This window comes from Agrobacterium sp. YIC 4121 (assembly GCF_002008205.1).
GTDB classification, from domain to species: domain Bacteria; phylum Pseudomonadota; class Alphaproteobacteria; order Rhizobiales; family Rhizobiaceae; genus Agrobacterium; species Agrobacterium leguminum.
In genome coordinates this window covers 1-21,397 of the sequence record NZ_MRDI01000018.1, presented here as the reverse complement: position 1 = coordinate 21,397, position 21,397 = coordinate 1, and the positions used below count along the sequence as shown (strand labels likewise).

Annotated in this window: 18 protein-coding genes and 1 pseudogene; 16 read left to right on the top strand and 3 right to left on the bottom strand. The window is 60.9% G+C overall.

Going from position 1 to position 21,397, the window contains the following annotated elements:
- Positions 1–9: 9 nt before the first annotated feature.
- From BTE54_RS16870 to BTE54_RS16820, 11 genes are all read left to right on the top strand, one after another.
- A complete protein-coding gene (locus tag BTE54_RS16870) occupies positions 10–1,077 on the top strand; it encodes an ABC transporter permease (protein ID WP_065655286.1) in 1,068 nt (355 codons plus the stop codon).
- Positions 1,074–2,006, top strand: a complete 933-nt coding sequence (locus tag BTE54_RS16865) for an ABC transporter permease (RefSeq protein ID WP_078053240.1) — start codon at positions 1,074–1,076, stop codon at positions 2,004–2,006. Before BTE54_RS16870 ends, BTE54_RS16865 begins: the two co-directional genes overlap by 4 nt.
- Positions 2,003–2,839 carry an ABC transporter ATP-binding protein gene (locus tag BTE54_RS16860; protein WP_078053239.1) on the top strand — a complete coding sequence of 279 codons (837 nt, stop codon included), beginning with the start codon at positions 2,003–2,005 and terminating at the stop codon, positions 2,837–2,839. Before BTE54_RS16865 ends, BTE54_RS16860 begins: the two co-directional genes overlap by 4 nt.
- Positions 2,836–3,585 carry an ABC transporter ATP-binding protein gene (locus BTE54_RS16855; protein WP_078053238.1) on the top strand — a complete coding sequence of 250 codons (750 nt, stop codon included), beginning with the start codon at positions 2,836–2,838 and terminating at the stop codon, positions 3,583–3,585. The genes BTE54_RS16860 and BTE54_RS16855 overlap by 4 nt, the downstream gene beginning before the upstream one ends.
- 177 nt (positions 3,586–3,762) lie before the next feature.
- Positions 3,763–4,665 carry a LysR family transcriptional regulator gene (locus BTE54_RS16850; protein ID WP_078053237.1) on the top strand — a complete coding sequence of 301 codons (903 nt, stop codon included), beginning with the start codon at positions 3,763–3,765 and terminating at the stop codon, positions 4,663–4,665.
- Between the two features lie 183 nt (positions 4,666–4,848).
- On the top strand, positions 4,849–6,384 hold the full coding sequence (locus BTE54_RS16845; protein ID WP_078053319.1) for an ABC transporter substrate-binding protein: 1,536 nt from the start codon (positions 4,849–4,851) through the stop codon (positions 6,382–6,384).
- 194 nt (positions 6,385–6,578) lie between these two features.
- Positions 6,579–7,529, top strand: a complete 951-nt coding sequence (locus BTE54_RS16840) for an ABC transporter permease (protein WP_059760891.1) — start codon at positions 6,579–6,581, stop codon at positions 7,527–7,529.
- The gene (locus tag BTE54_RS16835; RefSeq protein WP_198939174.1) at positions 7,526–8,347 is read left to right on the top strand and encodes an ABC transporter permease; all 822 of its coding nucleotides are present in this window, start codon (positions 7,526–7,528) and stop codon (positions 8,345–8,347) included. Before BTE54_RS16840 ends, BTE54_RS16835 begins: the two co-directional genes overlap by 4 nt.
- Before the next feature lie 53 nt (positions 8,348–8,400).
- The gene (locus BTE54_RS16830) at positions 8,401–9,798 is read left to right on the top strand and encodes an amidase (RefSeq protein ID WP_078053236.1); all 1,398 of its coding nucleotides are present in this window, start codon (positions 8,401–8,403) and stop codon (positions 9,796–9,798) included.
- Between the two features lie 97 nt (positions 9,799–9,895).
- Entirely contained in the window at positions 9,896–10,462 is a 567-nt protein-coding gene (locus tag BTE54_RS16825; RefSeq protein ID WP_003523156.1) for a DJ-1/PfpI family protein, read from the top strand.
- Positions 10,463–10,532: 70 nt separating this feature from the next.
- Positions 10,533–10,883, top strand: a complete 351-nt coding sequence (locus BTE54_RS16820) for a ribbon-helix-helix domain-containing protein (protein WP_078053235.1) — start codon at positions 10,533–10,535, stop codon at positions 10,881–10,883.
- A 164-nt stretch (positions 10,884–11,047) separates the two neighbouring features.
- Here the strand turns inward: BTE54_RS16820 and BTE54_RS16815 are convergent, their stop codons facing one another.
- The 3 genes from BTE54_RS16815 to BTE54_RS16805 all read right to left on the bottom strand — a co-directional run bounded on the left by BTE54_RS16815 (position 11,048) and on the right by BTE54_RS16805 (position 14,824).
- Complete coding sequence (locus BTE54_RS16815) at positions 11,048–11,968, bottom strand: ABC transporter permease (protein ID WP_078053234.1); 921 nt, start codon at positions 11,966–11,968, stop codon at positions 11,048–11,050.
- A complete protein-coding gene (locus BTE54_RS16810) occupies positions 11,961–12,971 on the bottom strand; it encodes an ABC transporter permease (RefSeq protein ID WP_020813216.1) in 1,011 nt (336 codons plus the stop codon). Before BTE54_RS16810 ends, BTE54_RS16815 begins: the two co-directional genes overlap by 8 nt.
- Positions 12,972–13,114: 143 nt before the next feature.
- Positions 13,115–14,824: a peptide ABC transporter substrate-binding protein gene (locus BTE54_RS16805; protein ID WP_065655297.1), complete on the bottom strand. Its 1,710-nt coding sequence runs from the start codon at positions 14,822–14,824 to the stop codon at positions 13,115–13,117.
- 305 nt (positions 14,825–15,129) lie between these two features.
- Between BTE54_RS16805 and BTE54_RS16800 the strand changes: the two genes are divergently transcribed.
- From BTE54_RS16800 to BTE54_RS16780, 5 genes and pseudogenes are all read left to right on the top strand, one after another.
- On the top strand, positions 15,130–16,293 hold the full coding sequence (locus BTE54_RS16800; RefSeq protein ID WP_078053233.1) for a M20 aminoacylase family protein: 1,164 nt from the start codon (positions 15,130–15,132) through the stop codon (positions 16,291–16,293).
- A 48-nt stretch (positions 16,294–16,341) separates the two neighbouring features.
- Entirely contained in the window at positions 16,342–18,192 is a 1,851-nt protein-coding gene (locus tag BTE54_RS16795; RefSeq protein ID WP_059760882.1) for an ABC transporter ATP-binding protein, read from the top strand.
- Between the two features lie 297 nt (positions 18,193–18,489).
- Entirely contained in the window at positions 18,490–19,443 is a 954-nt protein-coding gene (locus BTE54_RS16790) for a sugar-binding transcriptional regulator (protein WP_078053232.1), read from the top strand.
- A gap of 144 nt (positions 19,444–19,587) precedes the next feature.
- Positions 19,588–20,901 carry a sugar ABC transporter substrate-binding protein gene (locus BTE54_RS16785; protein ID WP_065655300.1) on the top strand — a complete coding sequence of 438 codons (1,314 nt, stop codon included), beginning with the start codon at positions 19,588–19,590 and terminating at the stop codon, positions 20,899–20,901.
- 174 nt (positions 20,902–21,075) lie between these two features.
- Positions 21,076–21,397 (top strand): annotated as a pseudogene (locus BTE54_RS16780) (sugar ABC transporter permease); the annotation flags it as partial.

Below are 21,397 nucleotides of genomic sequence, written 5' to 3'. Positions count from 1 at the left end.
ATCGGTCTCTTGAGCATGGTTGAAAGCAACAGCAGGGCGAGGCACGGCAAACGCCGTGTCAATGCCCGCGTGAAAGCCGTTCTCGGCTTCGCCGTCACCGTCATCACCACCTTTCTGGGGCTGATGGCGGTCACATTCTTCATTGGCCGCGTCGTGCCGATCGATCCCGCGCTGGCGATCGTCGGTGACCGTGCGCCTGCGCATGTGGTCGAGCGGGTGCGTGAGCAGCTCGGCCTCAACCTGCCGCTCTGGCAGCAGTTCTTCCTTTATCTGAAACAGGCGCTATCGGGCGATTTCGGCACCTCCGTCCTCACCACCAATCCGGTGATGGAGGATATCAAGCGGGTGTTTCCGGCGACGATAGAACTCGCCACGCTCGGCACCATCATCGGCGCCGTCTTCGGCATTCCGCTTGGCGTGCTTGCCGCCGTCAAGCGCGGCAGCTTTGCCGACCAGGTGGTGCGCGTCATCGGCCTCATCGGTTATTCGGTGCCGATCTTCTGGCTCGGCCTTCTGGCGCTGCTGGTGTTTTACGCCCGGCTGCAATGGGTGGCTTATCCCGGCCGCATGGATATCGTTTATGAATTCACCTTCACGCCGGTCACGGGCTTCTTCCTGCTCGACGCGATCTGGCAGCGGCAATGGGACGTGTTGTGGGATCTCTTCCGCCACATCATCCTGCCCGCCTCTCTGCTCGGCTATTTTTCGCTGGCCTATATCAGCCGCATGACGCGTTCCTTCATGCTGAACGAGCTTAGCCAGGAATATATCGTCGCGGCGCGCGCCAAGGGGCTTTCGGAAACCCGCATCATCTGGTTCCACGCGCTGCGCAACGCCGCCGTGCCGCTGGTGACCGTGATTGCCCTGTCTTATGCCGGTCTCTTGGAAGGTTCGGTGCTGACCGAAACCATCTTCGCCTGGCCGGGACTCGGCCTCTACATCACCAATTCCCTGCAGAATGCGGATATGAATGCCGTTCTCGGCGGCACGATCGTGATCGGCGCCATCTTCGTTGGCATCAATCTCTTCTCCGATCTGCTTTACCGGACGCTCGATCCAAGGACGCGCAGCCGATGACCCTTTCGACCGATACGATCAAACCCTATAGCCGCGAATGGCTGCTCTCTGACCGGCCGGCCTCGCGCAGGCAGGCGCGGCTTGGCCGTGCCTATGTCATCTGGCGGCGCTTTTCGGAAAACCGTCTGGCGCTGCTTGGGCTCGGCATCATCATCGCGCTGCTGTTCGTGGCGCTGTTTGCCGATGTTCTGGCCCCGCATAACCCGGTGCAGGGCGATCTGCGCAATGCCCGGCTGTTGCCGCCCGGTACGGAAGGTTATCTGCTTGGCACCGACGATCAGGGCCGCGATATTCTCTCGCGCCTCATTCACGGTTCGCGGCTGACGCTGTTCGTAGTTCTGCTGGTCGCCATCATCGCAGCCCCCGTCGGCCTCATCGTCGGCACGGTTTCCGGTTATGCCGGCGGCTGGGTGGATGCGGTTTTGATGCGCGTCACCGATATTTTCCTTGCCTTTCCGAAGCTCGTTCTGGCGCTGGCGCTGGTCGCGGCGCTTGGGCCGGGCATCGAAAACGCGGTGCTCGCCATCGCGCTTACCTCATGGCCACCCTATGCGCGCATCGCGCGCGCCGAAACCATGACTTTCCGTAATTCCGATTTCATCGCCGCGGTCAAACTCATGGGCGCGTCGCCCTTCCGTATCGTGCTGAAGCACGTCATGCCGCTCTGCCTGTCGTCGCTCATCGTGCGCGTGACGCTGGATATGGCCGGCATCATCCTCACTGCCGCAGGCCTCGGCTTCCTCGGTCTCGGCGCACAGCCGCCGCTGCCGGAATGGGGCGCGATGATCGCTTCCGGCCGCCGCTTCATTCTCGATCAATGGTGGGTCGCGGCCATGCCCGGCGTGGCGATCCTCATCGTCAGCCTCGGTTTCAATCTCCTGGGCGACGGTCTGCGCGATGCGCTGGACCCCAAGGAGGCGGGCCAATGAGCGCGCCGCTTCTGACCGTTCAGAACTTGCGCGTGTCCTTCCCCACCCGCACCGGGCTGGTGGAGGCGGTGCGCGGCGTGTCCTTCACGCTCGGCCGCGAGCGTCTCGGCATCGTCGGCGAATCCGGTTCCGGCAAATCGCAGACCGGCCGCGCCATCATGGGGCTGACGCCCAAAAATGCGCGCATCGAGGCCGATGCGCTGCGCTTCGGCGATATCGATCTGCTGAAGGCGTCTGCAAAAGAGCGGCGGATCATGCGCGGCAAGCGCATGGCCATGATCCTGCAAGACCCGAAATATTCGCTGAACCCGGTCATGACCATCGGCCGCCAGATCATGGAAACCCTGCGCACCCACGAAAAGATCGGCGGCGGCGAGGCGCGCCAGCGCACCCTCGCCATGCTCGAAGCCGTGCAGATACGCGATCCCGAGCGCGTCTTCGATCTTTACCCGCACGAGGTTTCGGGCGGCATGGGCCAGCGTGTCATGATCGCCATGATGCTGGTCTGCGGCCCCGAACTGCTGATCGCCGACGAACCCACTTCGGCGCTCGACGTGACGGTGCAGCTGGAAGTGCTCGACATTCTCGACAAGCTGGTGCGCGACCGTGGCATGGGGCTGATCTTCGTCAGCCATGATCTCAGGCTCGTCTCCTCTTTCTGCGACCGTGTTCTCGTCATGTACGCCGGCAAGGTGGTGGAAGAGCTGTCTTCCGCCAATCTGAAGGAAGCGAAACATCCCTATACGCAGGGCCTGCTGAACTGCCTGCCGGAAATCGGCGGCCACCGGCATCCGCTGCCGGTTCTGGAACGTAAGCCGGAGTGGCGCGTATGAGTTCAGTTCTTTCCGTTCGCGACATGGTGGTCGATTTCGACGGTTACATCGCGCTCGACCGCGTCAGCATCGATGTGGCAGAGGGTGAATCCTTCGGCATCGTCGGCGAGTCCGGCTCCGGCAAATCGACGCTGCTGCGCGCCATTGCCGGCCTCAACCATTTCGATGAAGGCTCCTTGATGGTGGCCGGACGCTCCTATACCGGCAAGCACCGCGACAAGAGCTTCTATAGCGACGTGCAGATGGTGTTTCAGGACCCCTATGGCTCGCTTCACCCGCGCCAGACGGTGGATGCGCTGCTGCTCGAGCCGCTGGTCATCCACGGTCTAGACAATCGCGAGCAGCGCATTGCCCGGGCATTGGACGAGGTGGGCCTCGGTTCCGGCTTCCGCTTCCGTTATTCGCACCAGCTTTCCGGCGGCCAGCGCCAGCGCATCGCCATTGCGCGTGCGCTGATCGTCGAGCCGAAAATTCTGCTGCTGGATGAGCCGACTTCGGCGCTTGACGCCTCCATTCAGGCGGAAATCCTCAACCTGCTCGAACAGGCACGCAAGGATCGCAATCTCACCTTCGTCATGGTCAGCCACGATCTCGGCGTCATCAGCCACATGTGCGATCGCCTTGCGGTGATGAAAAGCGGCAGGGTGGTGGAAATGCTGGAGGCCGAGGCGCTGGAAAGCCGGGAATTCAGCGCGGATTATACAAGGCAGCTGCTGGTGGCGAGCGAGGGCTTCAAGCGCGCTTGAGGTGCCGCTATAGTCGGGTCAAATGACATCTTCCGTCATTCCGGCCTTGAGCCGGAATCCAGCGACCGCGCGTCTGCGCGGTCAGAGACTATATTGCGATCAAGGACTTGATCGCGCTGGATGCCGGGTCAAGCCCGGCATGACGGACGGTGTCGGCCAAAACAAGGTATCCAGACGATGCAACTGCGCGCCCTGATGTATTTCGACGAACTGGTCCGTACCAATTCCATGCGCGCCGCGGCGGAAAATCTGAATGTCGCGCCGACAGCGGTGAGCCGGCAGATTGAGAACCTCGAATATTATTTCGGCTCGCCGCTGGTGGAGCGTTCCAGCCGGGGCGTGAAACTGACGGCTGCGGGAGAGCTGCTAGCTGCCCGCGCCGGCAAGACGTTGCGGGAACTCGACCATGTGCATCAGCTGATCGACGATCTGAAAGGCCTGCAGCGCGGCCGGGTCACGGTCTATGCCAATGGTGCGACGGTGGCGAACCTTCTGGCGCCGGTGCTGGCGCAGTTCAGCCTGAAATATCCAAAACTGCGCTTCGAGGTGCATATTACCAGCGCCCGCCAGGCAATGGAGGCGCTGGGTGCTGCGGAGGCCGATCTGGTCGTCAGCCTGTTTGCCCCTAAGCTTTCTGGCGTGAAAGTGCGCTCTCGCACCCGCATCAGCTACGACGCGATCTTTCCGGCCGGCCATGCGCTCGCGGCACAGCCGGAAGTCTCGCTGAAGGAACTGGCCAGCCTGCCGCTCGCCCTGCCGGACAAGAGTTTTGCGGCGCGTCAGGCCTTCGACACGCTGTTTGCCGATGCGGGCATCGAGCTTGATCCCGTCTTCATCACCAGCTCTTTGGAAATGCTGAAGGAACTGGTGCTGGGCCGCGCCGCCGCCACGCTTTTGCCGGCGCTTTCTGTGGCGCGGGAAATCCGCAGCGGGCAGATGGTCGCCGTTCCGCTCTCCGGCAAGAAGGGCATCCACACCCAGATCGATCTCTGCGTTGCGCCCGACCGGCAATTGTCCTTCGCCGCCTCCAAGCTCGCCGATTTCATCGAGCGCTTCATGCGCGAGGCGACGGCGGGATAAGCGGGACAGTTTGGTCTTTCCGCCCGGAAGGTTGATTTCCATCTGCATTTCCGTGTAGCCATTTCAGCTACACGGAGCACACAAAAATCGAGATTGTGTGTGCGCCTGCAACATGACACTCTTTTTGCAACGGGCGGTCTTCGGAAGGGCAAAAATGCCCCGGCCGCCAGACAGGGGACAATGATGCCACGCACTTATCTTTCGCAGGCGGCAACGCTTTCGCGCCGTACCGCGCTGACCCTTGCATTGGGCACGGCGCTCTGGCTGCCGCTTTCGGCAACGGTTGCCGAAGCCGCGGCGAAAACCGCGCTGACGCTTGGCATGGCGGTGGAGCCGGCCGGTCTTGATCCGACCATCGCCGCCCCCGTCGCCATCGGCCAGGTCACCTGGCAGAATGTCTTCGAAGGTCTGGTGAAGATCGACCGCGAGGGCAAGGTAAAGCCGCAGCTCGCCGAAAGCTGGGAAATTTCCCCTGATGGCAAGACCTATACGTTCAGGCTGCGCAAGGGCGTGACCTTCCATGATGGCGAGGCTTTCGATTCGTCTGTCGCGAAATTTTCGCTGGATCGGGCGCGTGGCGAAAGCTCGGTCAATCCGCAGAAACGCTTCTTTGCGGCGATAGAAAGTATCGAGACACCGGATGCCGCAACGCTGGTGCTGAAGCTTAAGCAGCCGGCCGGCAGCCTTCTCTACTGGCTCGGCTGGCCGGCCTCCGTGATGGTGGCGCCGAAAAGCGCGGAGAATAACCGCACCACACCAATCGGCACCGGCCCGTTCAAATTCGTGGCCTGGGCCAAGGGCGACAAGGTCGAGCTGCGGAAGAACGACGCCTATTGGGACAAGGCCGTGGCGGTGAAGCTGGAGAAGGCGACCTTCCGTTTCGTCTCCGATCCACAGGCGCAGGCCGCCGCACTGAAGTCTGGCGATATCGATGCCTTCCCGGAATTCGGCGCTCCGGAACTGATGACCTCCTTCGATGGCGACGCGCGCCTCGGCACCTTCGTCGGCAATACCGAGCTGAAGGTCGTGGCGGGCATGAACAATGCCCGCAAGCCCTTCGATGACAAGCGCGTGCGTCAGGCGCTGATGATGGCGGTGGATCGCGGCACTGTCATTGAAGGCGCCTGGTCCGGCTTCGGCACGGCCATCGGCAGCCATTACACGCCGAATGACCGCGGCTATATCGATACGACCGGGGTACATCCTTACGATATCGACAAGGCCAAGGCGCTGCTTGCCGAAGCCGGTTATCCGGACGGTTTCAGCTTCACCATCAAGGCCCCGCAAATGGCCTATGCCCAGCGCACCTCGCAAATCCTGCAGGCGATGTTTGCCGAAATCGGCGTGACCATGACCATCGAGACCACCGAGTTTCCGGCGAAATGGGTGGCGGATGTTCTTAAAGGCGCGGATTACGACATGACCATCGTTGCCCATGCCGAGCCGATGGATATCGATATCTATGCGCGCGACCCCTATTATTTCAATTACAAGAACCCGACCTTCAACGAGGTCGTGGCGAATGTGGAAAAGACGGCGGATGCCGGCGAGCAGGAAAAGCTCTATGGCGAAGCCCAGAAAATCCTCGCCAAGGACGTGCCGGCTCTCTTCCTTTTCGTCATGCCGAAACTCGGCGTCTGGGACAAGAAGGTGAAGGGGCTGTGGGAAAACGAGCCCATTCCCTCGAATGTGCTGACGGATGTGCATTGGGAAGAGTGACGTTTGTCGATAGCCGTTTCTTCCGTCATGCCGGACTTGATCCGGCATCCAGCCAGCCCAAGTCCTTGGGCTGAGAGGGCTCTCTCCGCCGCGCAGACGCGCGTCGGCTGGATTCCGGCTCAGGGCCGGAATGACGGGAGGGAGATAACTGGACTTTCGACCGCAGGCGAAACAAAGCAAGGAGAAGATGCCAGATGTTAGCCGTCCTCATCCGGCGTCTTTTAAGCCTCGTCATCACCCTGTTTGCCGTTTCCCTCATCATCTATGTCGTCATGGGCCTGCTGCCGGGCGATCCTGCCGCCATCATGCTCGGAACCTCGGCGAGCCCCGATACGCTCGCGGCGCTGCAGAAGCAGATGGGCCTCGATCAGCCGCTGCCGCTGCGTTATCTCCACTGGCTGGCCGGTGTGTTTCATGGCGATCTCGGGCAATCCTATACCTATGGTGTGCCGGTGGCGGGGCTGATCCTGGAGCGGCTGGCCGTTACCTTGCCGCTTGCGCTGCTGGCCGTTTGCCTTTCGGTGGCCATCGCCATTCCGCTCGGCGTGGCGGCGGCGAGGAGCCGCAACGGGGCGCTGGATTTTGCAGCCGGGCTGTTTTCGCATGTGGGAATTGCCGTGCCCGGTTTCTGGGTCGGCCTGCTGCTTATCATCGTCTTTTCCACCACGCTCGGCTGGATGCCGGCCGGCGGTTTTCCCGGCTGGACGCCGAGCTTTTCAGCTGGTCTTACAGCGCTCATCCTTCCGGCGGTGGCGCTGGCGCTGTCGCAGGCCGGCGTTCTTACGCGCGTCTGCCGCTCCGCCGTGCTGGAAGTGATGAATGAGGATTTCGTGCGCACCGCGCGCGCCAAGGGTCTGAGCGAGCGGGTGGCGTTGTGGCGCCATGCGGTGCCGAATGCGATGATCCCTGTCGTCACCATGATCGGCCTGCAATTCACCTTCCTCATTGCCGGCGCGGTGCTGGTGGAAAATGTCTTCAACTTGCCGGGTCTCGGGCGGCTTGCCTATCAGGCGCTGACCCAGCGCGATATCGTCGTCATGCAATCCGTAGTGCTGTTTTTCTCGGCGCTGGTGATCGTCATGAATTTCGTGGTCGATATCGCCTATCTTTTCATCGATCCGAGACTGCGGGCAGGTGCGCGATGATGCGATTGATCCGCCGCCGCCCCGCCTTTGCCGTCGGCATCGCCGTCACGGTCTTTCTGGTCGCAGTCGCCCTGCTGTCGCTGGTCTGGACGCCGGTGTCCCCCACCAAGATGCAGATCGTCCAGAAGCTGAAATCGCCCTTGGTTTATGGCGGCCTCGGCACGGATCATTTCGGCCGCGACGTGCTGTCGATGCTGATGGCCGGTGCGTGGAACTCGCTTTCCACCTCCATCGCCGCCGTCGCCATCGGCGCATTTATCGGCACGACCATTGGCGTTGCGGTTGCAGCGCTGCGCGGTTTCACCGAAACCATGGTCATGCGCATCTGCGACATCATCTTCGCCGTGCCGCCCATCCTGTCGGCGATGATGCTGGGCGCCTTCATCGGCACGGGCCGTTTTACCGCCATCATCGCCATCGCCACCTTCATGGTGCCGGTCTTTGCCCGGCTGACGCTGGGGGCGGCGTTGCAGATATGGTCGCGGGAATATGTCACCGCCGCCACCAGCATCGGCCAGAACCGCGCCAAGATCACGCTTTTCCACATCGTACCGAATATATCCAACCAGATCATCGTGCAGGTGACGATCCAGCTCGGTCTTGCGATATTGACGGAAGCAGGCCTTTCTTTCCTCGGTCTCGGCATGCCGCCGCCCGCCGCCACCTGGGGGCGGATGCTGGCCGATGCCCAGACCTATCTCGGCACAGCACCCTGGCTCGCCATCATGCCCGGCCTTGCGATTGCGCTCGCCGTCTTCGGCCTCAATCTTCTCGGCGATGGCCTGCGCGACCTGCTGGACCCGCGCGATACCAGCTGACCGCTCAAAAAAGCTGTCGCCCCCATTTCCTGTTTTTCTGACGAGACGATGCCATGACCGATCTCATAGACCTCAACACGCTCGAAATCCTGGCGCTTTACCGGGAGAGGAAGCTTTCGCCATCGGAATATTGGCAGGCGGTGGAGGCGCGCATCGATGCTTTCGAACCGTTGGTGAACGCGCTTTACGCCTATGATCCGGAAGATGCACGCAGGCAGGCGCTGGCCTCGACGGAACGTTGGCAAAAAGGCGAAACGCTCGGGCCCCTCGATGGCATTCCGGTCTCTTTGAAGGAATTGATCGCCACGAAAGGCCATCCCGTGCCGCTCGGCACCAAAGCGGTGGAACTGGTGCCTGCGGTTGAGGACGCGCCGGTGGCCGCCCGCTGCCGCGAGGATGGCGCGATTATTTACGCCAAGACGACCTGCCCGGATTACGGCATGCTTTCCTCCGGCCTTTCCAGTTTCCACAAGCTGAGCCGCAATCCGTGGGACCCCACCCAGAACCCCGGCGGCTCCAGCGCCGGTGCGGCTTCGGCCGGGGCTGCGGGTTACGGCACGCTGCATATCGGCACGGATATTGGCGGCTCGGTGCGGCTGCCGGCGGGGTGGACCGGGCTCTTCGGATTCAAGCCAAGCCAGGGCCGCATCCCGGTCGATCCCTATTATACCGGCCGCTGCGCCGGACCGATGACCCGCACCGTTGCCGACGCCGCCTATGCCATGGCGACGCTTTCGCGCCCCGACTGGCGCGACGGCACATCGCTGCCGCCCAATGATATCAACTGGATGGACCTCGATATTAATGTAAAGGGCCTGAAAATCGGCCTGATGCTGGATGCCGGCTGCGGCCTGCCGCTGGACGAAGAGGTGCGCGACGCCGTGCTCTCCGCCGCGAAACTGTTCGAGGCGGCCGGCGCCATCGTCATCCCTGTCGAGCCGGTGTTGACACGGGAAATGCTGGATGGGCTGGACGATTTCTGGCGGGCGAAGTTCTGGGGCGATATGGCGGCGCTGAGCGCGGACCGTCGCGCCGCGATCCTTCCCTATATTCATGAATGGGCGCAGGAGGGGGCGGATGTTTCCGGCGCGCGCGCCGTTTTCGGTTTCAACCAGACCATGGAAATGCGTAAGGCTTGCGGGCGGTTGATGCAGTTCGTTGATGCGGTGATTTCACCCGTCAATCCCATCGTGTCCTATCCGGCCGACTGGGCCTCGCCCACCAATGATCCCGAGCGGCCCTTCGAACATATCGCCTTCACGGTGCCGTGGAACATGTCGGAACAGCCGGCATCCTCGATCAATTGCGGCTTCTCCAGATCGGGAATGCCCATCGGCTTGCAGATCGTCGGGCCGCGTTACGAAGATTTGTTCGTGCTCAAACTTTCAAAGGCCTTTGAGAGTTGGGGCGGTGGTGTGAGACGCTGGCCGCAGCCGCCGCAGGCCCGCTGATCCCAGCTTTATCGACCCTGTAGTATTGCCATAATACCCGCATCTCGATCCCGCCTGTTAGGGTGCCCAAAGGCATTCGAAAACGGGAGGAGCAGACATGCCGAAGAAGATTTTGATGATCGCCGGCGATTTCGCCGAGGATTATGAGACCATGGTGCCGTTCCAGACGCTGCTCGCGGTCGGCCACACGGTACATGCCGTCTGCCCGGGCAAGAAGGCGGGCCAGACCATTGCCACGGCCATCCATGATTTCGAGGGCGACCAGACCTATTCGGAAAAACGCGGCCATAATTTCGCGCTCAACGCCACCTTCGCCGATATCAAGGTTGCGGATTACGATGCGCTGGTCATTCCCGGCGGTCGCGCGCCGGAATATCTGCGGCTCAATGCGGATGTGCTTTCTGCGGTGAAACATTTCTTCGAGGCCGACAAGCCGGTGGCCGCCGTCTGCCATGGTGCGCAACTGCTGGCGGCTGCGGGCGTCCTGAAGGGCCGCACCTGCTCGGCCTATCCCGCCTGCCGCCCTGAAGTGGAACTGGCGGGCGGCACCTATGCCGATATCGCCATCGATGCGGCCGTTACTGACGGCAAGCTGGTGACGGCGCCCGCATGGCCGGCACATCCGGCCTGGCTTTCGCAATTCATGGCCGTGCTCGGCAAATGAGACCGGCGAAACGGGGCTTTTTCCGGCCTCGTTTTCCGCCTATCTTTCAGGCGTGGTGAGGGAGGAAACCATGTGCAAGCTTTTCATCAAGGCAGACCCGACGCTTTGGGAGAGCCATACGCGGTCGCTCAGGATCGATGGCATGGTCACCAGTGTCAGGCTTGAAAACTTCTTCTGGTCGACGCTGGACGAGATCGCGCGGCGTGACGGCATGAACAGCGTGCAGCTCATCGCCAAGCTTTATAATGAATCGATCGATGCCGGGCACGATCTGGGCAATTTCACCTCGTTCCTTCGGGTCTGCTGCGGGCGTTATCTCGCGCTTCAGCTTTCCGGCGATATTCCGGCGCGCAGCGATATTCCGATTGCCGCGCTGGATGCGGACAGCATCCTTGAGGCGGAAAAGGTGAATTATCACTAGGGCACGTCCCGCTTTTGTTCCGCGAAACCCCTTCGCCTCATTCCTGTGCTTGTCACAGGAATCCAGCCGACGCCCGTCTGCGCGGCGGGGAGAGTTCTTTCAGCCCAAGGACTTGGGTTGGCTGGATCCCTGTGACAAGCACAGGGATGAGGGAAGGGGAGCGCTCAACTCTTAAGCGCTCTTGGATCAAGCGCATCGCGCACCGCATCACCGATGTAGTTGACACTCAGAACCGTGAGCGAAATCGCCAGCCCCGGCCACAGCACGCGCGAGGGCGTCAGTTGCAGGAAGTTGGCGCCATCGAACAGCAGCCGTCCCCAGGTCGGGAAATCGGAGGGGAAGCCGAGGCCGAGGAAGGACAGCGCGGATTCCGTGATGATGGCGGCGGCGATGCCGAGCGTGGCCGAGACCATGATCGAGCTCAGCACATTCGGCAATATATGCCTGAGGATGATGCGGTATTCGCGCATGCCGCTCGATTTCGCCGCCATGATGAATTCCTGGCTTTTGATCGTCAGCACATCGCCGCGCACGATACGGGCCGTATGCATCCAGCTCGTTATCCCGATCACGAAAACGATCAGGATGAAGATGCCGGTTTCCGGCCCGAAGGCCGCGCGCAGCGTATCGCGAAACAGCATCAGGATGACAAGCAGCAGCGGCAAGAGCGGCAGCGCCAGGAACAGGTCGGTCAGCCGCATCAGCGGGCCGTCGAGCCTGCGGAAATAGCCGGACAGCACGCCCACCAGCGTTCCGAGAAACAGCGCCAGCAGCATGGCGGTGATGCCGACGGCAAGCGAAATGCGCCCGCCGGCCAGAACCTGCGCCAGCATGTCCTTGCCGAGATTATCGGTGCCGAAAGGATGCGCAAGCGACGGCCACTGGTTGCGCGCCTTCACATTGATGGCGTTGGGTGCAACGGTGTGGATATAGGGGCCGACATAGACCGCCAGCAGGATGAAGACGAAGACGATGAGGCCCGCCACGCCGCCCTTGTGAACGCGGAACTGTTTCCAGATATCGGCAAGGGCGGATTGCGTGGGGGTGGCCGCAACCGTCGGCGCTGCGATGGTGGCGTCAGTCATAGCGGATCCTCGGGTCGAGAATGCCGTACAGCACGTCGGCAATCAGGTTGAAGAGCACGATAAGCACCGCGAAAATGAAGGTGAGCGTCTGCACCAGCGGAATATCCGCGCCCTGAACGGCGGTGATCAGCAATTGGCCAAGCCCGTTCACGCGGAAGATTTGCTCGGTGATGATGGCGCCGGAAAAGATCGTCGGCACGCCGAGCGCAATCACGGTCACGACCGGGATCAGGCTGTTGCGCAGCACGTGGATGAGCAGGACGGATTTTTCCTTCACGCCCTTGGCGCGCGCGGTGCGCACATAATCCTGATGCAGATTGTCGAGCATGGAGGCGCGCACGAAGCGGCTGATCTGCGAGACATTATAGAGCGTCAGCACCAGTACCGGCAGGAACATCTGTTTCACCTGCGCCACGAAACTTCCCCAGTCGGTCACCTGAAGGTTGGTGTCATAAACGGAAGGGAACCATTGCAGGTAGGAGCTGAAGATGACGACCAGCAGCACGCCGGTGAAGAAGGTCGGCACCGAATAACCGACCATCGAGACGAAAGTGCCGATCTGGTCGAAGATCGAATATTGCTTATAGGCGGAGATGACGCCGATCGGGATCGCCAGCAGTGCACCGAAGAGATAGGCGAGGCCCACCACCCACAACGTCTGCGGCATGCGCTGAATGACGAGATCGACCACCGGGCTGCGTGTCGCCCAGGAGAGCACCCGCATGCGGCTGCCATCGCCGATCTGCCAGCCGGTCAGCCTTTCAATGAGGTTCAGCGGTTCGTTGATGAAGAATTGCTGCAGCCACATCAGATAGCGGATGAAGAAGGGCTGGTCGAGGCCAAGCGAGGCGCGGATTTGCTCCCGCACTTCCGGCGGGATGGTGAGCGGCAGGTCGCCGGTCGGGTCGTTCGGCGCAAGATCGAGCAGCGCGAAGATGACGAAGCTGATGACAAGCAGCGTCGGTACGGCAAAGGCAAGCCGCCGGAGCGTAAAGGTAAACATCTGAAACTCTCCAGACCCAGAGCGCGACAGGACGAAAATTGGGAGCGTTTTCGCCTTAACGCGGCAAATGTGTCTTCAGATCATGGTCCAGGGGCATGCAGAAGGCCGGCCTCTCCGGGGGGAGAAGCCGGCGCATCCGCGTGTTACTTCTTGCGGGACCAGTCCGCGACGTTCCAGAGTTCCGAATCCCAGGCATTCATGCGAACGCCTTCCAGCGTCAGCGAATGCGAGGAAACGCTGCCGCGGTGGATGAGCGGAATATGCGCGCCTTCCTCCGTCAGCATGTCGTTCAGCTGCTTGGAAATCTCCGCGCGCTTGGCAAGCTCGGCGGTCTTGGAGAGTTCACCCACCAGCTTGTCGAATTCCGGGTTGCAATAACGCGGAATATTCTGGCCCTGCCAGCCGTTTTCCGGGGCCGGAATCTTGTCGCACAGCCATTCCGCCAGATATTTTTCCGGGTCCGTGCCGTCGAAATTGTTGGTGTACATTTCGACGTCGGCATAAAATTTCTGGAAGGTATCCGGGCTTGCCGGGTCACCGCCGAAGAAGACCGAAGCGCTGACATTGCGCAGTTCGGAGGCAACGCCGATCTGCGACCACATGTCCTTCACCAGTTCCTGCGTGGCCTGGCGAACCGAGTTGGTGGAGGTCTGGTAGAGGAAGGAGAGCTTCACGCCATTCTTGGCGCGGATGCCGTCTGCACCCTTTACCCAGCCGGCATCGTCCAGCAGCTTGTTTGCGCCTTCCACATCCTGCTTCAGGCACCAGCTGTCATTCTTGGTGGAAGCGACGGCTTCCGGAGCCGGCACGATGTTGCAGGTCGGCTTGCCCGCTTCGCCATAACCCGCTTCGTCGATGACATCGCGGTCGATGGCGAGCGACAATGCACGGCGCACGGCGGGATCGGAAAGGGCCGGGTGCGGGCCGGCCTGCTTGGTGGAGCGCTTGTCGCCCAGCGAAGGATCGGCATTGTACCAGTTGAGATTGATACGCTCGACCTGGGTGCCGAAGGCTGTCTCAAGCTTGCCCTTACCGGCGGCCACCATGGTCGCGAGGATTTCCGGCTCCACCTGCATGTTCCAGGCATAGTCGAATTCGCCGGTTTCAAGAACGGCGCGCGCGGCGGAAGCGGCATCGCCGCCGCCCTTCAGGGTCGCCGTGGCGAAGGCGGGCTTGGCGGGGTCGCGGTAATTGGTGTTGGCGACGAAGCTGATCACGTCATTCGGCTTGAAATCCTTGACCACGAAGGGGCCGGTGCCGATGGGACCGAAATTGGCGGAAGTGCAGCCGGGTGCGGCAGCGCCGACGCATTTTTCAAACTGCTTCTTCTGGATGACCGGCGACTGTGCGCCGACGAATGCGGAATAGGGGTAAGGTTTCGGTTCGGTGAAGCTGACCTTGACGGTGTGGGCGTCGACGGCCTCGACATTCTTCACGCCCTCATATTGCGCCGCCTGCGCGCAGCCGCCATCCGGTGCGGTGCAATATTTCCAGGTGAAAATAACGTCCTCGGCGGTGAACGGCGTGCCATCCGACCACTTCACGTCGCTTTTCAGCTTCCAGGTCATGCTGAGCAAATCCTTCGCGACGCCGCCATTGTCGATCGTCGGAATTTCGGTGACCAGCATCGGCACCAGCTCGCCCTTTTCGTCGTAGCGCGCCAGCGGCTCAATCACCATGGACGAGCTGTAGACTTCCTTCGTGCCACCGGAAAGATAAGGATTAAGTGTCGATACTGCTTGCCAGAACAGGATTTTCAGTTCGCCGTCACTGCCACGCTCGGCATGGGCGGCGGAGCCTGCGAGAGCCATGGCCGCCACCGTGCTGGCAAAGAGAACGCTGCGCTTCTTCATTGTAGTTTTCCCCTTTTTGGATTTTATCTGTTTGAATGTTTGACGCTTTTCCCGTCGTCATGTGCAAGGTCTGTTATTCTAAGTATTTGACTTTGCTAAGGAATATTCCTCCATTCCCGATGATGCTATTGTCAGTTTTTTTGAAAAGCAAGTCCCAATGTTCCTTTGATGAACAAAAATTGAGCCATTCAGTTTTGGGCCTATTTTTCGCTCATGCAGCAAATTTCATGCTTGCAAAACGAGAAATTCCAAACGCAATATGGCGTCCGACAACCCGGCGGGGAACAAAAAAAGGGAAAAAGAGAATGCCGATATTGAACCGTGTGGCTGAAATGCAGGAAGAAGTTGCCGGCTGGAGGCGCCATCTGCATGAACACCCGGAACTGCTCTACGATGTCTTCGAAACGTCGAAATTCGTGGCCGAAAAACTGAAATCCTTCGGCTGTGACGTCGTCGAGACCGGCATTGGCAAGACCGGCGTCGTCGGCATCATCAAGGGCCGGCACGGGGATGGCCCGACCATCGGTTTCCGTTCCGACATGGACGCGCTGCCGATCCTTGAGACGAGCGGTAAGCCCTGGGCTTCGAAGACGCCGGGCAAGGCCCATTCCTGCGGTCATGACGGGCACACCGCCATGCTTTTGGGTGCGGCGCAATATCTGGCCGAGACCCGCAATTTCAGGGGCTCCGTAGCGGTGATCTTCCAGCCGGCGGAAGAGGGCGGCGCTGGCGCGCTCGCCATGCTGAACGATGGCATGATGGAGAAATTCGGCATTTCGCAGGTCTATGGCATGCATAACGAGCCGGGCATTCCGGTCGGCAATTTCGCCATCCGCAAGGGATCGACCATGGCGGCGGCGGATAGTTTCGAAATCGTCATCACCGGCAAGGGCAGCCATGCGGCCGCCCCACATCTTTCCATCGATCCGGTGCTGACCTCGGCGCATATCATCATCGCCCTGCAATCCATCGTCTCGCGGGAGACGGACCCGCTGAAATCGCTGGTCGTCACCGTCGCCACCACCCATGGCGGCACGGCCGTCAATGTCATTCCCGGTGCGGTGACGCTGACGGGAACGGTGCGCACGCTGCTGCCTGAAACCCGCGATTTCGCCGAAAAGCGCCTGAAGGAAGTGGCCACCGCCACCGCCATGGCGCATGGCGCCACCGTGGAGGTGAATTATCATCGCGGTTATCCCGTCACCTTCAACCACAGTGACGAGACCGAATTCGCGACCGGCGTGGCGATGGGCGTGGCCGGTGCGAACGCCGTCAACACCAATCCGAACCCGCATATGGGGGCGGAAGATTTCTCCTACATGCTGGAAGCGCGCCCCGGCGCCTTCATCTTCATCGGCAATGGCGATACCGCCGGGCTGCACAATGCGGCCTATGATTTCAACGACGATGCGCTGCCTTACGGCATCAGCTACTGGGTTTCGATGGCCGAAACCGCACTTGCTGCGTAAGACATCCGGCGGCCTTCATGGCCGCCTTTTGCTTTTCAGGAGATCGGCATGCTTTTGGCGGCAACGTCCATGGAACAGACCGGCGGTTCGGTAAGCCCGGTTTTATCGGTTCAAAATCTCACCACATCCTTCCGCGTTGATGGCGGCTGGAAATCCGTGGTCCGTAATATGAGTTTCGAGATCGCGCCGCGCGAAACGGTGGCGATCGTCGGCGAAAGCGGCTCCGGCAAGAGCGTTACCTCGCTCTCCATCATGCGGCTGCTCGATAAAAAGACGAGCCGCATCGAAGGCAAGGTCATGCTCGGCGGGCGCGACCTGCTGGCGCTGCCGGAAGAGGAGATGCGCAAGGTTCGCGGCAAGGACATTTCGATGATCTTCCAGGAGCCGATGACCAGCCTCAACCCGATCTTCCCGATCGGCAAGCAGATCGCCGAGGCGCTGACCGTGCATCAGGATATTTCCTCTTCCGCCGCGCGCGCCGAGGTCATCCGCCTGCTTGAGAAGGTCCGTATTCCCAATGCGAAGAACCGTTTCGACGATTATCCGCACCAGTTTTCCGGCGGCATGCGCCAGCGCGTGATGATCGCCATGGCGCTTGCCTCCAAACCGAAGCTGCTGATCGCCGACGAGCCGACAACGGCGCTCGACGTCACCATTCAGGGCCAGATTCTCGACCTCATCAAGACGTTGCAGGAAGAGGAGGGCATGTCGGTCCTGTTCATCACCCATGATATGGGCGTGGTGGCGGAAGTCTCGGACCGCACCATCGTCATGTTCCGCGGCGATGTGGTGGAAACCGGCACCACCGACGACATCTTCCATCGCGGCCGCCATGCTTATACGCGGGCGCTGCTTTCGGCGGTGCCGAAGCTCGGCTCGATGAAGGAGAGGGTGCTGCCGGCCCGTTTCCCGATCATCGATATCAAGACCGGCGAAAGCCAGCCCGTCGCGGAGGTGAAGGATACGGTCTCCGGCGGCCGCACGCCCATTCTTTCGGTCAAGGACCTCACCACCCGTTTCGATATCCGCACCGGCCTTTTCGGCCGCAAATCCGGCGCCGTGCATGCGGTGGAAAAGGTCTCCTTCGATCTCGCCGAGGGCGAAACCCTGTCTCTCGTGGGTGAATCGGGCTGCGGCAAGTCCACCACGGGCCGCTCCATCACCCGGCTGATCGAGCCGACATCCGGCAATGTCATGCTTGACGGTTACGAGGTGCTGAAGCTCGACAAGACGACGCTGCGCACCATGCGCCGCAGCGTGCAGATGATCTTCCAGGACCCCTTCGCCTCGCTCGATCCGCGCATGAGCATCGGCACGGCGATCATGGAGCCCTTTATCGAGCATCGCCTCGGAACCAAGCAGCAGGCCCGCGAAAAGGCGGCCGATCTTCTGGAGAAGGTGGGCCTCAGCCCGGATATGATGCGGCGCTTCCCGCACGAATTTTCCGGCGGCCAGCGCCAGCGCATCGCCATTGCCCGCTCGCTGATGCTCGACCCCAAGGTCATCGTCGCCGACGAGGCGGTGTCAGCGCTCGATGTCTCGATCAAGGCGCAGGTCTGCAACCTGCTGCTCGACCTGCAACAGAGCCTAAACCTCGCTTTCCTGTTCATCAGCCATGACATGGCGGTTGTGGAGCGTGTCAGCCATCGTGTGGCGGTGATGTATCTCGGCGAGATCGTCGAGATCGGGCCACGTGCGGCGGTTTTCGACAATCCGCAGCATCCCTATACGAAAAAGCTCATGTCCGCCGTTCCGGTGCCGGACCCGGCGCGGCGACAGATCCGGCGCAACATGGCGACCGACGAGATCAAAAGCCCGATCCGGCCGGTGGATTACGTGCCGCCGCAGCGCCATTACCGCGAGGTTTCCGCCGGGCATCTGGTGCAGGAAGCGGCTTGATTGAGGGTATGGGCGGAGAGCTGGTAAGGAACCGAGCGGTCGCCGCGCATTTCTTCTCCCCGTGGGGGAGAAGGTCGCGGCAACGGGATGAGGGGGCAAGTTCTCCGTATATCGCTAACGTTGCCCCCTCATCCGACCCTTCGGGCCACCTTCTCCCCGGGGGGAGGAGAAATTTGCCGCATCGCCACGTCAGATGATTTTAGGCCCGCCGCACGCCCTCTTCCGAATCCGCCGTTTGACAGCCGACGCAAAAAAATGCCAGCAAATGCGCAAGCATAATTCTTAAAGGGCAGCGGCATGGCCAGACGAAACGACGCACATGGACGGCTGGACGATGCGGCCCGTGCCGGCTGGCTTTATTATGTCGCCGGCCGCACGCAGGATGAGATCGCCGCCGCCATGGGCATTTCCCGGCAATCGGCGCAGCGGTTGGTGTCGCTCGCAGTTGCCGAGCGGTTGATCAAGGTTCGGCTCGATCACCCCATCGCCGCCTGTCTCGAAAAAGCCGAACGGCTGAAAGAGAAATTCGGCCTGAAATATATCGAGGTGGTGCCGAGCGATCCGGCCGGCGTCTCCTCCACTGTCGGCATTGCCGAGGCCGGGGCGGCGGAAATCGAGCGCTGGCTGAAGAATGCCGATCCCATCGTGCTCGCCATCGGTACCGGCCGTACCTTGAAGGCCGCCGTCGACCAGCTGCCGCCGATGGAATGCCCCCAGCATCGCATCGTGTCGCTGACGGGCAATATCGGGCCGGATGGCTCGGCCGCCTATTATAACGTCATCTTCAGCATGGCCGATGCCATCAAGGCACGGCATTTCCCAATGCCGCTGCCGGTCCTGTGTTCTTCTGCGGAAGAGCGCGAATTGCTGCACGACCAGTCCATGGTGCGTTCCACGCTGGCGCTGGGTTCTGCGGCCAATGTCACCTTCGTCGGTGTCGGCGAACTTGGCGAAAACGCACCGCTCTGCGTCGATGGTTTCCTCGGCGTGGATGAGATGAAGGCGCTGATGGCAAGCGGTGCCGTCGGCGAGATTTGCGGCTGGATGTATGATGCCAATGGCCGCATTCTCGAACATTCCGTCAACGAGCGCGTCGCCTCCGTTCCTATCCCTTCAAGAGAGACCTGCACAGTCATCGGCATGGCGCAGGGCGCACGCAAGAACGCCTCGATTCTGGCGGCGCTGAGGGGCGGTCTGCTGAACGGCCTCATCACCGATGAAGTCACAAGCGAATATTTGCTCATGCACTGAGCAAAAATTAAACACATAAAATCAAAGGCTTGGTTTTTCCATGTGCGTCGCAGCACAGGATGTCGCTTGACTTTTTTGCTGATGAGGTGAGTAAATGCCCTAGAGCAAAGCGAATGCTCATCATTTTTCTTCTGGGAGGAAGATATGACATTGAAGACCATTTTGCTGGGCGCATGCTCGGCACTCGCCTTTTCGACCCTTGCTTCCGCCGAGACGCTGACCATCGCGACCGTGAACAACGGCGATATGATCCGCATGCAGGGTCTGACCTCGGACTTCACCACCAAGAACCCCGACATCAAGGTCGAGTGGGTGACGCTTGAAGAAAACGTCCTGCGTGAGCGCGTGACGACCGATATCGCTACCAATGGCGGCCAATACGACATCATGACCATCGGTAACTACGAAGTGCCGATCTGGGCCAAGCAGGGCTGGCTGCTGCCGCTCGAGAAGCTCGGCGACAAATATGACGTCGACGATCTGCTGCCGGCGATCCGCGGCGGCCTCTCCAGCGAAGGCAAGCTTTACGCCGCGCCCTTCTATGGCGAATCCGCCATGATCATGTATCGCAAGGACCTGTTCGAAAAAGCCGGCCTGAAGATGCCCGATAACCCGACCTGGGAATTCATCGGCGACGCCGCCCGCAAGATTACCGACCGCAAGGCCGATATCAACGGCATCTGCCTGCGCGGCAAGGCCGGCTGGGGCGAAAACATGGCCTTTATCAGCGCGCTGACCAACTCCTTCGGCGGCCGCTGGTTCGATGAAAACTGGAAACCGCAGTTCGATCAGCCTGAATGGAAGAGCTCGCTGCAGTTCTACGTCGATCTGATGAAAGATGCCGGCCCTTCCGGTGCATCCTCGAACGGCTTCAATGAAAACCTGACGCTGTTCCAGCAGGGCAAATGCGGCATGTGGATCGACGCCACGGTCGCTGCTTCCTTCGTCTCCAACCCGAAGGATTCCACCGTTGCCGACAAGGTCGGTTATGCCATTTTCCCGACGCATGGCGAGCTGAAGAACCATGGCAACTGGCTGTGGTCCTGGAACCTCGCGATCCCGAAGAGCTCGCAGAAGGCGGAAGCGGCCGAGAAGTTCATCTCTTGGGCAACCAGCAAGGAATATACCGAGCTCGTCGCTTCCAAGGAAGGCTGGGCAAACGTGCCTCCGGGCACCCGCACCTCGCTTTACAAGAATGCCGAGTATGAAAAGGCCGCCGCCTTCGCCAAGCCGACGCTTGCCGCAATGGATGCCGCCGACATCACCAAGCCGACCGTAAAGCCCGTGCCTTACACCGGCGGTCAGTTCGTGGCGATCCCTGAATTCCAGGCGCTCGGCACCACGGTCGGTCAGCTGTTCTCGGCGGTCGTTGCCGGTCAGTCCAGCGTTGACGATGCGCTTGCGGGCGCCCAGTCGACCGCGACGCGTGAAATGACCCGCGCCGGCTACATCAAGTAATCCTCCCGAAGATCGCTGCCCGGCGCCAATGCCGGGCAGCGAACCTTGGGGACGGCAAGCCGCCGGTCTGTATGGTGGCGTTTAAGCCTTTCAAATCAAAACAAGAATGAGCCGGTTCTTCCGGATATGCCGGGCGCATGTCGTGACGCCCAGGCCCAAGGGGAGGTGAGTGCAATGGCAACCCGAAACACGAGCGGATTAGCGCGGGTCATGCTTGCGCCATCGGTGCTGTTGTTGCTGGTGTGGATGATCGTGCCTCTGGCGATGACGCTCTGGTTCTCGTTCCAGAACTACAATCTCCTCAATCCGGCCAATGTCAGCTTCGCTGGTCTGTTCAATTACCAGTATTTCTACACCGACCCGGCCTTCTTCCAGTCGATCTGGAACACGCTTTTGATCGTCGGCGGCGTGCTGTTGATCACCGTCATCGGCGGCATCGCCATTGCGCTGCTGCTCGACAATGACATTTTCGGCCAGGGCATCGTGCGTATCATGA

What these genes read in the sequence shown, in the direction of transcription:
- BTE54_RS16865 (WP_078053240.1), top strand. Translation starts at nt 1,074, where the DNA reads ATGACCCTTTCGACCGATACGATCAAACCCTATAGCCGCGAATGGCTG.
- BTE54_RS16860 (WP_078053239.1), top strand. Translation starts at nt 2,003, where the DNA reads ATGAGCGCGCCGCTTCTGACCGTTCAGAACTTGCGCGTGTCCTTCCCC.
- BTE54_RS16855 (WP_078053238.1), top strand. Translation starts at nt 2,836, where the DNA reads ATGAGTTCAGTTCTTTCCGTTCGCGACATGGTGGTCGATTTCGACGGT.
- BTE54_RS16850 (WP_078053237.1), top strand. Translation starts at nt 3,763, where the DNA reads ATGCAACTGCGCGCCCTGATGTATTTCGACGAACTGGTCCGTACCAAT.
- BTE54_RS16845 (WP_078053319.1), top strand. Translation starts at nt 4,849, where the DNA reads ATGCCACGCACTTATCTTTCGCAGGCGGCAACGCTTTCGCGCCGTACC.
- BTE54_RS16840 (WP_059760891.1), top strand. Translation starts at nt 6,579, where the DNA reads ATGTTAGCCGTCCTCATCCGGCGTCTTTTAAGCCTCGTCATCACCCTG.
- BTE54_RS16835 (WP_198939174.1), top strand. Translation starts at nt 7,526, where the DNA reads ATGATGCGATTGATCCGCCGCCGCCCCGCCTTTGCCGTCGGCATCGCC.
- BTE54_RS16830 (WP_078053236.1), top strand. Translation starts at nt 8,401, where the DNA reads ATGACCGATCTCATAGACCTCAACACGCTCGAAATCCTGGCGCTTTAC.
- BTE54_RS16825 (WP_003523156.1), top strand. Translation starts at nt 9,896, where the DNA reads ATGCCGAAGAAGATTTTGATGATCGCCGGCGATTTCGCCGAGGATTAT.
- BTE54_RS16820 (WP_078053235.1), top strand. Translation starts at nt 10,533, where the DNA reads ATGTGCAAGCTTTTCATCAAGGCAGACCCGACGCTTTGGGAGAGCCAT.
- BTE54_RS16815 (WP_078053234.1), bottom strand. Translation starts at nt 11,968, where the DNA reads ATGACTGACGCCACCATCGCAGCGCCGACGGTTGCGGCCACCCCCACG.
- BTE54_RS16810 (WP_020813216.1), bottom strand. Translation starts at nt 12,971, where the DNA reads ATGTTTACCTTTACGCTCCGGCGGCTTGCCTTTGCCGTACCGACGCTG.
- BTE54_RS16805 (WP_065655297.1), bottom strand. Translation starts at nt 14,824, where the DNA reads ATGAAGAAGCGCAGCGTTCTCTTTGCCAGCACGGTGGCGGCCATGGCT.
- BTE54_RS16800 (WP_078053233.1), top strand. Translation starts at nt 15,130, where the DNA reads ATGCCGATATTGAACCGTGTGGCTGAAATGCAGGAAGAAGTTGCCGGC.
- BTE54_RS16795 (WP_059760882.1), top strand. Translation starts at nt 16,342, where the DNA reads ATGCTTTTGGCGGCAACGTCCATGGAACAGACCGGCGGTTCGGTAAGC.
- BTE54_RS16790 (WP_078053232.1), top strand. Translation starts at nt 18,490, where the DNA reads ATGGCCAGACGAAACGACGCACATGGACGGCTGGACGATGCGGCCCGT.
- BTE54_RS16785 (WP_065655300.1), top strand. Translation starts at nt 19,588, where the DNA reads ATGACATTGAAGACCATTTTGCTGGGCGCATGCTCGGCACTCGCCTTT.